This window comes from Consotaella salsifontis, from assembly GCF_900167365.1.
Taxonomy (GTDB): domain Bacteria; phylum Pseudomonadota; class Alphaproteobacteria; order Rhizobiales; family Rhizobiaceae; genus Consotaella; species Consotaella salsifontis.
The window spans coordinates 34,276-48,155 of the sequence record NZ_FUXL01000016.1 but is presented as its reverse complement, the minus strand read 5'-3'; the positions used below and the strand labels follow the sequence as shown (position 1 = coordinate 48,155).

Genomic DNA, 13,880 nt, shown 5'->3' with positions numbered 1-13,880 from the left:
CGTACGCCTTTTATCGGGTTTCCATGCCCGTTCAAGCAAACTGAAGGCAAGCGGTTTAGGAATCGATAAACCGTTGCGCCATCGCCACTCATGCATTGCGAAGATGGTTAACGTCCCGCCCCCTGCGACGATCTCAGCTCAGGCTCGTCCTGAGAGATCGTTCCAAAAGGCGAATACCATGAGCAGCATGACCAAGGCGAGGCCTATGCGAAAACCAATTTCCTGAATCTTCTCGCTGAGCGGGCGCCCCCGCGCCGCCTCAATGGCATAGAACAAGAGGTGGCCCCCGTCGAGCATGGGAATTGGCAACAGGTTCAGAAGACCGATCGAAACCGATAGAAGAGCAGCAAGATGAAGCAGCGGAGCGAAGCCTAGCGTCGCCACCTGACTCGATACCTGGGCGATGCGGATTGGGCCGCCGATCTGATCCGCGCCATTAGCCCCGTCGAAGATACCGCCGATAAAGCTTACCGTCTGCGAGGTAACGAACCACGTCTGCGACACGCCATATTGGACCGACTGGATAAAGTTCAGCTTTTCCACGCGGAAATCGGCTCGAGCAGCATCCGTCACGAGGCCGATGACCGGCATCGTAATTTCGTTGCCGAAGCCGTCGGTCTGCTTTTCCTCCCGCGGCGTCACGGTCAGGGACTGCGGCTGACCGTCGCGCTCGACCACCACGGTCATCGCTTCATTCGCGTGAGTCGAGACGATCCGCTGAAGGTCGCTGAAATATTCTATCTTCGTGCCATTGGCGGAAACGACTCGGTCGCCGGGAAGGAAGCCGGCCATGGCAGCCGGAGAATCGGGCCGCACCGAAGCCACCACGGGATCGCCAACCATCCGACCCTGCGTGAACGCGACTCCTGCGAAGATGACAATAGCCAGAATGAAATTGGCGATGGGACCCGCCGCAACGGTGGCCGCTCGTGCGCCGACGCCCTTGGCGGGGAAAGCGCCGGCCTTCTCCTCCTCGCTCATGCGCGCCACAGCCTCCTGATCCGGAACGCTCGCGGCATTCTCGTCGCCGAGAAACTTCACGTAGCCACCGAGCGGAATGACGCACAACTTCCACCGCGTTCCCCTCCGATCGTTGAACCCGACGATCTCGGGGCCGAATCCGATCGAGAAGGCCAAAACCTTGATGCCGCACAGACGGCCGATCAAGAAATGACCGAGCTCGTGGAAAAAGACGATGATCGTCAGCACGAAGAGGAACGGCACGATCTTGATCAAGGCCGTGTCCCAGAGGGCGCCAAAACTCGCCGAAAGATCCATCGTCATATCCTTCCCGTCAGGCCTGCGTCGTCAGGCCTCGCCGCCCCGTCGGACCGACTCTCCAGACGCACGTTTATTGCTTCGAGGCTCCAGTGCTGCGCGGTGTCACAGAAACGCGGCAGCAGGATGATCAAGGCCGTTGCTGAGCGCGCCGATCAGCACGGCTACGGCGACAGCGACAACGAGGGCATCGATACGGTCGAGCAGCCCACCATGGCCTGGCAGGATACGCCCGGAATCCTTGACGCCAAAGCGACGTTTCACCCAGGATTCGAAAAGATCCCCCGCCTGCCCGACAATGGATAGAAGCGCCGCCAAAAGGGCGAGCCGGGTATCGACAGCACCGGTCACCAGCCAGAAGTAGACGGTCGCGACCAGGATACCGGCCAGAAGTCCGCCGAACGCGCCGGAGATTGTCTTCTTCGGGGAGACCTTCGGCATCAGCTTTGGGCCGCCAAAGGTGCGACCGGCGAAGTAGGCAAAGATATCGGTCGCCCAGACGACGCAGATGACGAAGCCAATCGATATCAGCCCGGCGTCGTCGCTCCCCCTCAAGATACCCGGACCCAGGGCCGTCGCGGCGGCATAGACCAGCCCGCCGATCGCCCAACGTCCTCTGCCCGTCCGATAATCGGCAATGACGGCGAACAGCAAAGCGGCCGCGAGCACCAGGAGAGCAATGCTAGAGAAGCCGGCAATGAAGAGCGCCAGGACAAGGACAAGTGCGCGTCTTGAAAAGCGATAAAGAAGCCCACCGTCCGCCTTTGCCCGTGTTATTCTCGTCCATTCCTGAAAGACGATCGCAGCCGCGACGACGCAAAGAAGCCGAAATGGCAGCCCGCCGAGAACGGTCAGGAACAGAACGACGGCACCGAGGATCAGCGCGGAACCCAGGCGCGTCCTTAAGTCGCTCCAGGACTGATTCTTGGAGGGAGGAGTGACGATTGGCGGCGTCACGACGGCAGTGCCCTCAACGCAGAACTCCCCACTCGGCCCCCGGGCGGCGCGCCCGCATCGTTCCACCGCGAAGGAGGACTATTCCCACGCAGGCTCCAATCAAGATGCGATATCGCATGGCGAAATGCCGCCATAGCGGCGATCTCGCGAGGCATATTCCTCGAGCGCTCCCTGGAAGGCCCTACGATCAAAATCGGGCCAAAGGCACGGCAGGAAGACGAACTCGGAATAGGCGGCTTGCCAAAGAAGGAAATTGGACAGCCGAAGCTCGCCACTGGTGCGGATGATGAGGTCAGGATCTGGAATGCCCGCCGTGTCGAGATGGGCGTCCACGCACTCCGCCGTCAGGGCTTCTGGCCTGATCTCGCCGGTCGCGAGCTTCTCGGCGATGCGTCGGAGTGCCCGCGCGACCTCGTCTCGCGCTCCATAGTTGAAGGCGACGACCAGCGTGAGCTTCTCGTTGTCGCGGGTCAGCGTCTCCGCTTCTTCGAGAAGCGAAAGAACGTCGGGCCGGAGATTGTCTCGCGCGCCAATGACCCGCACGCGAACCCCCTGCTGATGGAGATCGGCGAGATCGCGCCGAATGAACAGCTTGAGAAGGCCGAGCAATTCATCCACCTCCCTTTGCGGGCGGCGCCAGTTTTCCGACGAGAACGCAAAGATGGTCAGATACTTAATGCCGAATTCGCTGGCCGTTTTGACAGCCTCGCGCACGGCAGAAACACCGCGGCGATGCCCCATGCTCCGAGCCAGACCTCGGGCTTTTGCCCAGCGGCCGTTGCCATCCATGATGATGGCGACATGTTGAGGTGTCCGCACCTGAATCGCCCTCTCCTGCTCGACCGCCGCGATTTGTTGATGGATATGCCGCCGCGTTTCGGTCGCATATCCATCTGCTCATTTCCGTCGGCTCGGCCAAATGCCAAGCGTATTTGCTTCAGATTAAGTTCTGGTGGAAGGTATCCGACCACTTGCCATTGAAGGCAAGGTTGGTGGGATACCCACTAGACCTGCATGATCTCGCTTTCTTTTTCGGCGAGCGTCTTGTCCAACTCGGAGATGGTTTCGTCGGTCATCTTCTGGACCCGGTCGGACATCTGACGGCTGTCGTCCTGGCTCATTTCGCCGTCTTTTTCCAGCTTCTTCAACGTGTCCATGCCGTCGCGGCGGACATGGCGGACGGCGACACGAGCCTGCTCAGCATACTGATGAGCAACTTTTACCAATTCCTTGCGGCGTTCCTCGTTCAGCTCGGGAATCGGCACGCGTAGGGTCGTTCCGTCCGTGATGGGATTGAGGCCGAGGTTGGAATCGCGGATCGCGCGCTCCACCTTGCCGACCATCGACTTGTCCCACACCGATACCGAGATCATACGCGGCTCCGGCACGGAGATTGTCGCCACCTGGGTGATCGGCATGTTCGAGCCATAGGCCTCGACCGTGACCGGCTCGAGAAGGCTGGCCGAGGCGCGTCCGGTCCTCAGGCCTGAAAGACCCGCATGAAGAGAGGCAACAGCGCCATCCATCCTGCGCTTTAGCTCTTTGATGTCGAAACCGGCCATAGTGCTTCCTTCCCTTGATCGCTGCCCGTTCAATCCGAAACGATGGTCGCCCGACCGCCACCGGTCAGGATGCGGGCAAACTCTCCCTGGTGGTGAATCGAAAAGACCACAATGGGAATGCGATTCTCGCGCGCCAACGCGATCGCCGCAACATCCATGATGGCCAAGCCCTGTCGCAGCACGTCGTCATGCGTCAACTGATCGTAACGCTCGGCGTTGGGATTGATTTTCGGGTCTTCGCTGTAGATGCCGTCGACCTGGGTGCCCTTGAAAAGCGCGTCGGCGCCCATCTCCGCGGCGCGAAGAGCGGCGGCGGAATCGGTCGTGAAAAATGGATTGCCTGTGCCACCGGCGAAGATCACGACGCGGCCAGCCTCGGCATGCGCCAGAGCGACCCGTTGGGAAAAGCTCTCGCAGATTTCGGGCATGGCGATGGCCGAAAGCACGACCGTATCGACACCGAGCTTCATGAGCGACGTGCGAAGAGCCAGCGCGTTGATCACCGTGGCCAACATGCCCATGTGATCGCCCGTTACCCGATCGCCGCCCTTGGAAGCGACTGCGACGCCACGAAAAATGTTGCCTCCGCCGATGACGACCGAAATGTCGACACCCAATCGGCGGACGGCGGCGATATCGCCAGCGATGCGATCGGCCACGGCAACGTCGATGCCGAAACCTTGATCGCCCATCAGGGCTTCGCCTGAAACCTTAAGGAGAACGCGTTTGAAGCGGAGTTCGGCTGTCATGCCTTTCCTTGCCCGGTGCCGGCTTGCGATACAGTAAGGGCGCCCGAATGTCACGCGGGCGCCCTCGCGAAAACGTCGTGTGGCGACGGTTACTTCTTGCCGGCCGCCGCCGCAACCTCGGCTGCGAAATCCGACTCCTTCTTTTCGACGCCCTCACCGAGCGCGAAACGAATGAAGCCGGCAATCTTGGCCGGCGCGCCGAAGTCCTTGGAAGCCTCTTCCAGCGCCTTCTCGACCGTCAGATCGGGATTGACGACGAACGCCTGCTTGGTGAGGACGACTTCCTCATAGAACTTGCGCATGCGCCCTTCGACCATCTTCTCGATGATCGCGTCCGGCTTGCCGGAAGCGCGCGCCTGCTCGGCGAAGATCGCCTTCTCACGTTCGACGGTCGCCGCCGGAATTTCCTCGGCCGAAAGCGCCAGAGGGTTCGTCGCCGCAACGTGCATCGCCACCTGACGGCCGAACTGCGCGAGCGCGGCATGATCGCCGGTCGACTCCATGGCGACGAGAACGCCCATCTTGCCGAGGCCGTCGACGACCTGGTTGTGAACATAGGTGGCGACGACGCCGTTCTCGACCGTCAGCATGGCCGAGCGGCGCAGGCTCATGTTCTCACCGATGGTTGCGACGGCGTCGCGCACGGTATCGGTCACAGACTTCTCGCTGCCGGGATAGGCCGCGGCGCCGACGGCCTCGACGGAACCGTCCGTGGACAGGCCTGTTTCGGCGATGGCGCGCACCAGCGTCTGGAACGCCTCGTTGCGAGCAACGAAGTCGGTCTCCGAGTTGACCTCGACGACGATCGCCCGGCGATCTCCTGCCGCAACGCCGACGAGACCTTCCGCCGCGGTCCGGCCCGACTTCTTGTCAGCCTTGGCAATACCCTTCTTGCGCAGCCAGTCGACGGCCGCTTCCATGTCGCCGCCGGTCTCGGCCAGCGCCGTCTTGCAGTCCATCATGCCGGCGCCGGTCTTGTCGCGCAGCTCCTTAACGCTCGAAGCGGAAATGCTCATGGTCTGGGCCTCTCGTAAAATAGGGGAACGCGCCCCCGGGGGGCGCGTTGAAAGTGTCTTCAAGTTCCGCGCGTCGGCCAGAACCGCCCCTGCGCAAATACGGGAGCGGTTCGGCGCCTGTCGTCAGGCAGCCGGCGTTGCCGCAGCCTCGCCGGCCTCGGCGGTCTGTGCCGCCTCGCCCGCGCCCTCGTCCAGCGCCGTCTCGACGGGCGCCTCTTCGAGTTCGCCGATATCGACGCCAAGGGCGCCCTGCTGGCGAGCGATGCCGTCAATCGCCGCCTTGGCGATCAGGTCGCAGTACAGCGAGATGGCGCGCGACGCGTCGTCATTGCCCGGGATCGGGAAGTCGATGCGGTCGGGATCGCAGTTGGAATCGACAACCGCAACGACCGGGATGCGGAGACGCTTGGCCTCGTCGATCGCGATCTTCTCCTTGTTGGTGTCGACCACGAAGATCATGTCCGGCACGGAACCCATGTCGCGAATACCGCCCAGGGCCCGATCCAGCTTGTCGCGCTCGCGCTGCAGCGTCAGGCGCTCCTTCTTGGTGAAGCCCTGCGCCTCGCCGGCGAGCAGCTCGTCCAGCTTGCGAAGACGCTGAATGGAGTGAGAAATCGTCTTCCAGTTGGTCAGCATGCCGCCGAGCCAACGAGAGTTGACGTAATACTGGGCCGAGCGCTGAGCCGCATCGGCAACGATCTCCGAAGCCTGACGCTTGGTGCCGACGAAGAGAACGCGGCCGCCGCGCGAAACGGTGTCGGAGACAGCCTGCAGCGCCTGGTGCAGCATCGGCACAGTCTGCGTCAGGTCGAGAATGTGGATGTTGTTGCGCGCACCGAAGATGAACGGCGCCATCTTCGGGTTCCAACGGTGCGTCTGGTGACCGAAGTGAACACCCGCCTCGAGGAGCTGGCGCATGGAATAGTCGGGCAGAGCCATGAATTTCGTTCCTTTACCGGTTGAGCCTCCACGGACAGAAGCGGTTTCACCCGCCACCGGAGGAATCGGCATGATGTGCTCCGATCCCGCAAATCCGTGTGTGGAATGGCGCGGCCGATACACTATTGCGGCCGCTACGGCAAGTCGGTCGCTTGTTGAGGGCCCGATGCCGACCTCATAAATCGGATTTCCCGAGCCTATCTGCAAGGCTTTGGCTGGAGGTAGTCGAGCCGCGACAGGGAGCCCTTCAACGCATAGCTGCCGTAGTCCAGGACGATGTCGTCGGAAACACCGTTCTGATAAAGACGGTAGGTGCTGTGGAAGATCGGCATTCCATCGGCGTTGCTCTCCGAGGAATAGTAGGATTCATCGACGTACCAGGACTTGAGTCCGGCGAGCGAAGCCAGAACCTTCTCTCGCTTGGGTGTCTTCGCGCCGTCTTCCTCGTCTGAAGTCGTCGCAACGGGAGCCGGCAGGATGATCGCCGTACTTGTCAGCTTCTTCTGCGCGTCCTGATCTCCGTCGAAAATTGAGACCTGGACCACCTTCCCCCCGGCCTCCGCCGTCTCGATGAGATCGGCGGTGTGATTCATCGGAAAGACGGAGAGCGGCAGCTCGAACTCGCGTTCCGCGGGCTTCTCTAGCTTCACGCTCGTCGCGCTGGCGCTGTTTTGGGCCGTCCCCTTCACTTCCGATTGCGGAATGCCGTCGACCAGCGTCGAGGTTTCGAATTCAAAGCGGTCGCCGGAGACTCTCTCCTTGGAGGTGGTGCGCTGATCCGTCAGCGTCACCTCCTGCTCCTCGAAGAAACGGGCGACGAAACGATAGGTGAGATCGTAGTCGCCACATGCGTTGCGCAGCTCCATGACGATGCGCCCCTCGGCCGACCTCAACTCATCGCTGCGGGCGGCCAGTGAAAGGTCGTAGACCGCCCGGTGAGAAGCCAGGGCGGCTGTCGCCGAGGCCGCCGTCGGCACAAGCGCCGGAAGAAGGACCGCCATTGCGAGGGGAACAAGGGCGGAGCGATGCGGTGGCATGAAGAAGAATCCCCCAAAACTGAACGGTGATCGGGCGCGACTGGAGCCGAGGCATCGTGCTATCACGCAAATCCCTCCACTCAAACGAGGATGTGGTCATGACAGATAGCATCGAGGCGCGGCTCGCGGCGCGCGGTATCGCGCTTCCGGCGCCCGCGGCCCCCGCCGCCAATTACGTTTCCTGCGTCCGATTCGACTCCAGCCTTCAGATCTCCGGCCAGTTGCCCACGGAGAACGGCAAGCTTGCGGTTGCCGGCAAGCTCGGCGCGTCCGTATCGCTGGAGGATGGGCAGCGCGCAGCCCGGCTGTGCGCCGTCAATCTGCTGGCTCAGGCAAAGGCGACCACCGGCGACCTGGAAACCATCCTGCGCCTTCTCAAGCTTTCGGTCTTCGTGGCCAGTGATCCATCCTTCACCGACCAGCACAAGGTCGCCAACGGCGCTTCAGACTTCATGGTCGAGATTCTCGGCGAAAAGGGGCGTCATGCCCGCTCGGCAATCGGCGTTGCCTCGCTTCCTCTCGATGCAGCCGTGGAGATCGAAGCAGTTTTCGAGGTGGCATGAGATGAACACCGAAAGCACTTCTTCCCTCGACTTCATCACTCGGCAGCCCATCGCCCATCGCGGGCTTCACGACGGCAATCGGTCGGTCTTCGAGAACACAATGACCGCCTTCGCGGGAGCGCGCGACGCTGGATACGCCATCGAGTGCGACATTCATCTGGCGTCCGACGGCATCCCCGTCGTCTTCCACGACGACACGCTCGAGCGGCTGACGTCCGAAACCGGGCCGATCGGCGCGCGCACGTCAGCGGAGCTCGGGGCGATCAGCATCGGCGGCACCAAGGACGTCATCCCGCCTTTTACCGATCTTCTTGCGCTCGTTGACGGCAAAGTGCCGCTGATCGTGGAGCTGAAGGGAGACGGTCCGGCGGGCGACAAGGCCTTCGTTTCCGCACTGATGCCGATCGTGCGCGCCTATTCGGGGCCGCTTGCCCTGATGTCCTTCGAGGAAGGGCTCATCGCCGAGCTGCTCGCCGCTCAAGCGCCCTGCCCCGTTGGGCTGACGGCCGAAGGCACGGAGCCTCCAGAGCTGGCGCGCCACCGCCGCGTCTTCGAGCGCGGCTGCTCCTTTGCGTCCTACAATGTTCACCACCTTCCCAACCCATTCGTGACCTGGGTTCGGGACGAGAGGAAACTGCCTGTGATCTCCTGGACGGTCAGAACGCCACAGGAATCGGCGGTGAGCGAAGAGAACGTCGACCAGATGACATTCGAGCTGATGCGTCCCGGTGTCTGAGCGGTGCCGTGCAACAGCTTGTGACTTGCCCAGCGCTTCGGCGACGGTAGCTTGGCGGGAATGAACGAACGTTCTCTCCCGCCCCGCTCCGACCGTCCCGAAGCTCTTTCGCTGCGCATCGCCGATAAGATGTCGGCCATATCGCCCGAACTATGGGATGGCCTTGCCGATCCGCAACCGGTCGCATCCGACGAACAATCGTCAAGAATGCGCCCGGGCAACCCCTTTCTGACGCATGCCTTTCTCTCCGCGCTGGAGGAAAGCGGCTGTGTCGGGCGAAAGGCGGGCTGGCTGCCGCAGCACCTGATTCTCGAAGATCAGAGCGGCAAGATTCTCGCGGCCACTCCGGCCTATCTCAAGAGCCACAGCCAGGGCGAATATGTGTTTGACTGGGGCTGGGCGGACGCCTTCGAGCAGGCCGGCGGGCGTTACTATCCCAAGCTCCAGATTTCCGTGCCCTTCACCCCGGCGACCGGCCCCCGGCTTCTCGTCGGCGGCGGCGGCGAAGACGAAGAGTTCCGGCGACGCGCCCTTTGCGAGGGCATCAAGACCTTCACCGGTCAGTTCGGCCTTTCCTCCGCTCATGCGACGTTCCTCACGGCTGCCGATCTCGCCGCCCTGGAGGATTCCGGGTTCCTGCACCGGACCGACACGCAGTTCCATTTCGTCAATCGCGGCTATCAGTCCTACGATGACTTCCTTGCCACCCTCGCTTCACGGAAGCGCAAGGCGCTGAAGAAGGAGCGGCGCGAGGCCCTTGAAGATGGCATTACGGTGGAGTGGCTCACGGGCCGCGATCTGACGGAGGGCGCATGGGACGCCTTCTTCGAGTTCTACATGGACACCGGCAGCCGCAAGTGGGGTCGGCCCTATCTCAACCGACGATTCTTCAGCCTCGTCGGAGAGCGGATGGCAAATGATATCCTGCTCGTCATGGCGCGGCGGGAAGGCCGCTACATCGCGGGTGCGCTCAATTTCATCGGACGCGAGACGCTCTACGGCCGCTATTGGGGCTGCATCGAAAACCACCCCAATCTTCATTTCGAGCTCTGCTACCACCAGGCGATCGACTTCGCACTGGCGGAAAAGCTCGAGCTCGTCGAGGCCGGCGCCCAGGGCGAGCACAAGCTGGCGCGAGGCTACGAGCCGGTGACGACCCACTCCGCCCATTACATCGCTCACGAAGGACTGCGCCGGGCGGTGGAGGACTACCTGGAAACAGAGCGAGAGCACGTCGCCGAGGTTGGCGATCTGCTTGGCGAGCACACGCCCTACCGCAAGGGGTGACCCAGAAGCTCTGGCCTATGCCCGCCGGCTCGCTTAAGACACGCGGCAGCTTCCACTTGGCAGAGGATGAGTCCCATGCAGAGCTATGACGACGGCAACATCTTCGCGAAGATCCTGCGCGGCGAAATCCCAAGTCACAAACTCTACGAGGACGACAACGCCCTCGCCATCATGGATGTCATGCCGCAATCCAAGGGGCACTGCCTGGTCATCCCCAAGGCACCGTCGCGCAACATTCTCGACGCCTCCGACGAAACGTTGGCGAAAGTCATGCCTGTCGTCGCCAAGCTGGCGCGCGCAGCCAAGAAGGCGTTCGAGGCCGATGGCGTCTTCGTCTGTCAGTTCAACGAGGAGCCCGCCGGGCAGACGGTCTTCCACCTCCATTTCCACGTCATCCCGCGCTACGAAGGCGTGGAGATGAAGCGGCATTCGGACGGAATGGCCGACCAGGCGATGCTGGCCGAGCAAGCGGAGAAGATCAGGCAGGCGCTGGCCTGAACCTGAGAATACCGCGCGGCCCGATCAGTCGTAATCCGTCGGCAGATCGGGATTGCGCCAGTGCGCAAACATGCGCGCGATCTGGCCTGGCAGAACGCGGCCGAGCGACAGATCGTCAGGAATGGCATCCTCGGCGAACCAGCCGACCTCCGATGTCTCGAGGCTCGCCGACGGCGAGCCGCCGAGGAGCCGGCAGACGAAGAAGAACTTGCAGCAGGAAAAGGCCTTCGAGGGGTGCCCCTGCCGTGTGCGGTCCCAGACGGCCGCGAGCTTCGTCACCTCCGCCTCGTAGCCGCTTTCTTCGAAGACCTCCTTCACGGTGTTCTCGGCCGCAGTGAGATTCACGTCGGCCCAGCCGCCGGGCAGCGTCCAGCGGCCGCCATCCATCACCTCGCGGACCATCAGGATGCGCCCCTCAGCATCGAACGTCGCGCCGCGAACGTCGACCTTCGGCGTTGCATAACCTTCCTCGCCCGTAAAGAGCTGCTCGATTCGTTCAGCTGGGACGCCGGTGTGGCTCGACATGACACGGGACGCCAACGCCCGCAGCATCTCGTAGCGCTCCTTGTCATACGGGTCCTTCACATAGGCGAGACCCGATTGCGCGATCGCCTGGAGTTCGCGCGTCCACTTCAGCCAGTCCGGCTCGACGTTGCTCATCGCTTCTTTCCCGTAGAACGCGGACGATTATGTCCGAAAGCACTGGCAGACAGAGCAAAGCCCCGCCAGAGACCGGCGGGGCTTTGAGGATTTCACATCGGCGGGGCGCTATTGGTCCTTGCGCGGCACCTTGGGCACGGCGCCGGAGCGCTTCCGCCCAGCCGGTTTTGCCTCCGCCTTCGGCTCCTCGACCTCGTCGCTCTCCTCCGCGTCTGGCGCGTCGTCCTCGTCCAGATCGTCGGATCCGGATTCGGCCGCCACCGTCTCCATCTTCTTGCGCGACGACTTCTTGGGCTTGGCCGGCAGTTCGTCGGCGATCGCCTCCAGCGCCAGCGACTTGACGCCATCCGTCTCCGTCACGGAGACGCGGACCGTGCCACCGCGCTTCAACTTGCCGAAAAGGACCTCGTCGGCGAGCGGCTTCTTGATGTGCTCCTGGATCACACGACCCAGCGGACGCGCGCCCATGTGCTCATCGTAGCCCTTCTCGGCGAGCCAGGCGATCGCCTCGGGCGTCAGCTCGAACGTCACGCCGCGCTCCGAAAGCTGCGCCTCCAGCTGCATGACGAACTTCTCGACCACCTGATGGATGACCGGCGTCGGCAGCGGCGCGAACGGGATGATCGCGTCGAGGCGGTTGCGGAACTCCGGCGTGAACATCCGATTGATGGCTTCCTCGTCCGCGCCGACACGCTGCGAGGGCCCAAAGCCAATCGTTGCCTTGGCCATTTCGGCGGCGCCGGCATTGGTCGTCATGATCAGCACGACGTTGCGGAAATCGATCCGCTTGCCGTTGTGATCGGTCAGCTTGCCGTGGTCCATCACCTGCAGAAGAATGTTGAACAGGTCCGGATGAGCCTTTTCGATCTCGTCGAGCAGCAGCACGCAGTGCGGGTGCTGATCGACGCCATCGGTCAGCAGGCCGCCCTGGTCGAAGCCGACATAACCCGGAGGCGCGCCGATGAGCCGCGAGACCGTGTGCCGCTCCATGTATTCCGACATGTCGAAGCGCAGGAGTTCGACGCCGAGGCTCGCGGCGAGCTGCTTGGCAACCTCCGTCTTGCCGACGCCCGTCGGGCCGGAGAACAGATAGCTGCCGATCGGCTTCTCAGGCTCGCGAAGGCCGGCCCGCGCCAGCTTGATTGCCGAAGCGAGGGCCTCGATCGCCAAATCCTGACCATAGACAACGCGCTTCAGCTGCTCGCTCAGATTGGCGAGGACCTGCTCGTCGTCCTTCGACACCGTCTTTGGCGGAATGCGGGCCATGGTGGCGATGGTCGCCTCGATCTCCCTGACACCGATCTGCTTCTTGCGCCGGGACTCCGGCAAAAGCATTTGCGACGCGCCGGTTTCGTCGATCACGTCGATCGCCTTGTCGGGCAACTTGCGATCGTTGATGTAGCGCGACGAAAGCTCGACGGCCGAGCGGATCGCCTCGTTGGTGAACTTCACGTGATGGAAGTCCTCGAAATAGGGCTTCAGACCCTTGAGGATGGCCACCGCGTCCTCGAGGCTCGGCTCGTTGACGTCGATCTTCTGGAAGCGACGGACCAGCGCCCTGTCCTTCTCGAAGAACTGGCGGAACTCCTTGTAGGTTGTCGAGCCGATACAGCGGATCGTTCCCGAGGAAAGAGCCGGCTTCAGGAGGTTGGAGGCGTCCATTGCGCCGCCGGACGTAGCGCCGGCGCCGATCACCGTGTGGATCTCATCGATGAAAAGCACCGCGCCCGGATATTCCTCGAGCTCCTTGACGACCTGCTTCAGGCGCTCCTCGAAATCGCCGCGATACCGCGTGCCGGCCAGCAACGTGCCCATGTCGAGCGAAAAGATCGTCGCGTCGGCGAGCACTTCCGGCACGTCGCCCTCGACGATGCGCTTGGCCAGCCCCTCAGCGATTGCCGTCTTGCCCACGCCGGGATCACCCACGTAGAGCGGATTGTTCTTGGAGCGCCGGCAAAGCACCTGGATCGTGCGGTTGATCTCGTCGGCCCGCCCGATCAGCGGGTCGATCCGGCCGGACCGCGCCTTTTCATTGAGGTTGATACAGTAGGCGGTGAGCGCGTCCTGGGCGTTCTTGCGCCGCCCCTCCTCGTCGGAACCCACTGTCGACTGCTCCTCTTCGGCGCCTCGCAGTGGGCGGCTCTCGGATGCTCCGGGCCGCTTGGCGATACCGTGCGAAATGAAATTCACCGCATCGTAGCGCGTCATCTCCTGCTCCTGCAGGAAATAGGCCGCGTGGCTTTCGCGCTCGGCGAAGATCGCCACGAGAACGTTGGCCCCCGTCACCTCTTCGCGTCCGGAGGACTGGACGTGGATCACCGCGCGCTGGATCACGCGGTGGAAGCCAGCCGTCGGCTTGGACTCCTCCTCATGCCCGGTCACGAGATTGGCCAGTTCCGTATCGATGTATTCGGTGAGGTTCGCGCGCAGCACGTCGAGATCGACGCTACACCCGCGCATCACGGCTGCCGCGTCCTTGTCCTCGATCAGGGCCAGCAAAAGATGCTCGAGCGTCGCGAATTCCTGATGGCGCTCATTGGCATAGAGCAGGGCCTGATGGAGTGACTTTTCCAGACTTTGAGAAAATGTCGGCAAGCT

General features: G+C 62.6%; 14 protein-coding genes. 4 read left to right on the top strand and 10 right to left on the bottom strand.

The window, feature by feature from the left end; all coding sequences use genetic code 11:
• Positions 1-138 precede the first annotated feature (138 nt).
• From rseP to B5D38_RS18080, 8 genes are all read right to left on the bottom strand, one after another.
• Positions 139-1,278 (bottom strand): RIP metalloprotease RseP, encoded by a 1,140-nt coding sequence (rseP, locus tag B5D38_RS18115; protein WP_078709903.1) that lies wholly within the window; start codon positions 1,276-1,278, stop codon positions 139-141.
• 105 nt (positions 1,279-1,383) lie between these two features.
• The gene (locus tag B5D38_RS18110) at positions 1,384-2,235 is read right to left on the bottom strand and encodes a phosphatidate cytidylyltransferase (protein WP_245319353.1); all 852 of its coding nucleotides are present in this window, start codon (positions 2,233-2,235) and stop codon (positions 1,384-1,386) included.
• 99 nt (positions 2,236-2,334) lie between these two features.
• The gene (locus tag B5D38_RS18105; RefSeq protein ID WP_245319364.1) at positions 2,335-3,024 is read right to left on the bottom strand and encodes an isoprenyl transferase; all 690 of its coding nucleotides are present in this window, start codon (positions 3,022-3,024) and stop codon (positions 2,335-2,337) included.
• Positions 3,025-3,239: 215 nt separating this feature from the next.
• On the bottom strand, positions 3,240-3,797 hold the full coding sequence (gene frr, locus B5D38_RS18100; protein WP_078709849.1) for a ribosome recycling factor: 558 nt from the start codon (positions 3,795-3,797) through the stop codon (positions 3,240-3,242).
• 29 nt (positions 3,798-3,826) lie between these two features.
• Positions 3,827-4,546: a UMP kinase gene (gene pyrH / locus B5D38_RS18095; protein WP_078709848.1), complete on the bottom strand. Its 720-nt coding sequence runs from the start codon at positions 4,544-4,546 to the stop codon at positions 3,827-3,829.
• A gap of 89 nt (positions 4,547-4,635) precedes the next feature.
• Positions 4,636-5,562, bottom strand: a complete 927-nt coding sequence (tsf, locus tag B5D38_RS18090) for a translation elongation factor Ts (protein ID WP_078709847.1) — start codon at positions 5,560-5,562, stop codon at positions 4,636-4,638.
• A 123-nt stretch (positions 5,563-5,685) separates the two neighbouring features.
• On the bottom strand, positions 5,686-6,501 hold the full coding sequence (gene rpsB, locus B5D38_RS18085) for a 30S ribosomal protein S2 (RefSeq protein WP_078709846.1): 816 nt from the start codon (positions 6,499-6,501) through the stop codon (positions 5,686-5,688).
• A 197-nt stretch (positions 6,502-6,698) separates the two neighbouring features.
• Positions 6,699-7,538, bottom strand: coding sequence for an EipB family protein (locus B5D38_RS18080; RefSeq protein ID WP_078709845.1), 840 nt, complete (start codon positions 7,536-7,538; stop codon positions 6,699-6,701).
• 98 nt (positions 7,539-7,636) lie between these two features.
• Between B5D38_RS18080 and B5D38_RS18075 the strand changes: the two genes are divergently transcribed.
• The 4 genes from B5D38_RS18075 to B5D38_RS18060 all read left to right on the top strand — a co-directional run bounded on the left by B5D38_RS18075 (position 7,637) and on the right by B5D38_RS18060 (position 10,622).
• Positions 7,637-8,101: a RidA family protein gene (locus B5D38_RS18075; RefSeq protein ID WP_078709844.1), complete on the top strand. Its 465-nt coding sequence runs from the start codon at positions 7,637-7,639 to the stop codon at positions 8,099-8,101.
• Between the two features lies 1 nt (position 8,102).
• Positions 8,103-8,837: a glycerophosphodiester phosphodiesterase family protein gene (locus B5D38_RS18070; RefSeq protein ID WP_078709843.1), complete on the top strand. Its 735-nt coding sequence runs from the start codon at positions 8,103-8,105 to the stop codon at positions 8,835-8,837.
• 60 nt (positions 8,838-8,897) lie between these two features.
• A complete protein-coding gene (locus B5D38_RS18065) occupies positions 8,898-10,124 on the top strand; it encodes a GNAT family N-acetyltransferase (protein WP_078709842.1) in 1,227 nt (408 codons plus the stop codon).
• A 75-nt stretch (positions 10,125-10,199) separates the two neighbouring features.
• Positions 10,200-10,622: an HIT family protein gene (locus B5D38_RS18060; protein ID WP_078709841.1), complete on the top strand. Its 423-nt coding sequence runs from the start codon at positions 10,200-10,202 to the stop codon at positions 10,620-10,622.
• A gap of 24 nt (positions 10,623-10,646) precedes the next feature.
• Here B5D38_RS18060 and B5D38_RS18055 read toward each other — a convergent pair whose 3' ends face one another.
• Positions 10,647-11,282: an NUDIX hydrolase gene (locus tag B5D38_RS18055; protein ID WP_078709840.1), complete on the bottom strand. Its 636-nt coding sequence runs from the start codon at positions 11,280-11,282 to the stop codon at positions 10,647-10,649.
• 108 nt (positions 11,283-11,390) lie between these two features.
• Positions 11,391-13,877, bottom strand: coding sequence for an ATP-dependent Clp protease ATP-binding subunit ClpA (clpA, locus tag B5D38_RS18050; RefSeq protein ID WP_078709839.1), 2,487 nt, complete (start codon positions 13,875-13,877; stop codon positions 11,391-11,393).
• Positions 13,878-13,880 lie beyond the last annotated feature (3 nt).

Coding starts and splice junctions, on each gene's coding strand:
- rseP (WP_078709903.1), bottom strand. CDS start 1,278: ATGGATCTTTCGGCGAGTTTTGGCGCCCTCTGGGACACGGCCTTGATC.
- B5D38_RS18105 (WP_245319364.1), bottom strand. CDS start 3,024: ATGGATGGCAACGGCCGCTGGGCAAAAGCCCGAGGTCTGGCTCGGAGC.
- frr (WP_078709849.1), bottom strand. CDS start 3,797: ATGGCCGGTTTCGACATCAAAGAGCTAAAGCGCAGGATGGATGGCGCT.
- pyrH (WP_078709848.1), bottom strand. CDS start 4,546: ATGACAGCCGAACTCCGCTTCAAACGCGTTCTCCTTAAGGTTTCAGGC.
- tsf (WP_078709847.1), bottom strand. CDS start 5,562: ATGAGCATTTCCGCTTCGAGCGTTAAGGAGCTGCGCGACAAGACCGGC.
- rpsB (WP_078709846.1), bottom strand. CDS start 6,501: ATGGCTCTGCCCGACTATTCCATGCGCCAGCTCCTCGAGGCGGGTGTT.
- B5D38_RS18080 (WP_078709845.1), bottom strand. CDS start 7,538: ATGCCACCGCATCGCTCCGCCCTTGTTCCCCTCGCAATGGCGGTCCTT.
- B5D38_RS18075 (WP_078709844.1), top strand. CDS start 7,637: ATGACAGATAGCATCGAGGCGCGGCTCGCGGCGCGCGGTATCGCGCTT.
- B5D38_RS18070 (WP_078709843.1), top strand. CDS start 8,103: ATGAACACCGAAAGCACTTCTTCCCTCGACTTCATCACTCGGCAGCCC.
- B5D38_RS18065 (WP_078709842.1), top strand. CDS start 8,898: ATGAACGAACGTTCTCTCCCGCCCCGCTCCGACCGTCCCGAAGCTCTT.
- B5D38_RS18060 (WP_078709841.1), top strand. CDS start 10,200: ATGCAGAGCTATGACGACGGCAACATCTTCGCGAAGATCCTGCGCGGC.
- B5D38_RS18055 (WP_078709840.1), bottom strand. CDS start 11,282: ATGAGCAACGTCGAGCCGGACTGGCTGAAGTGGACGCGCGAACTCCAG.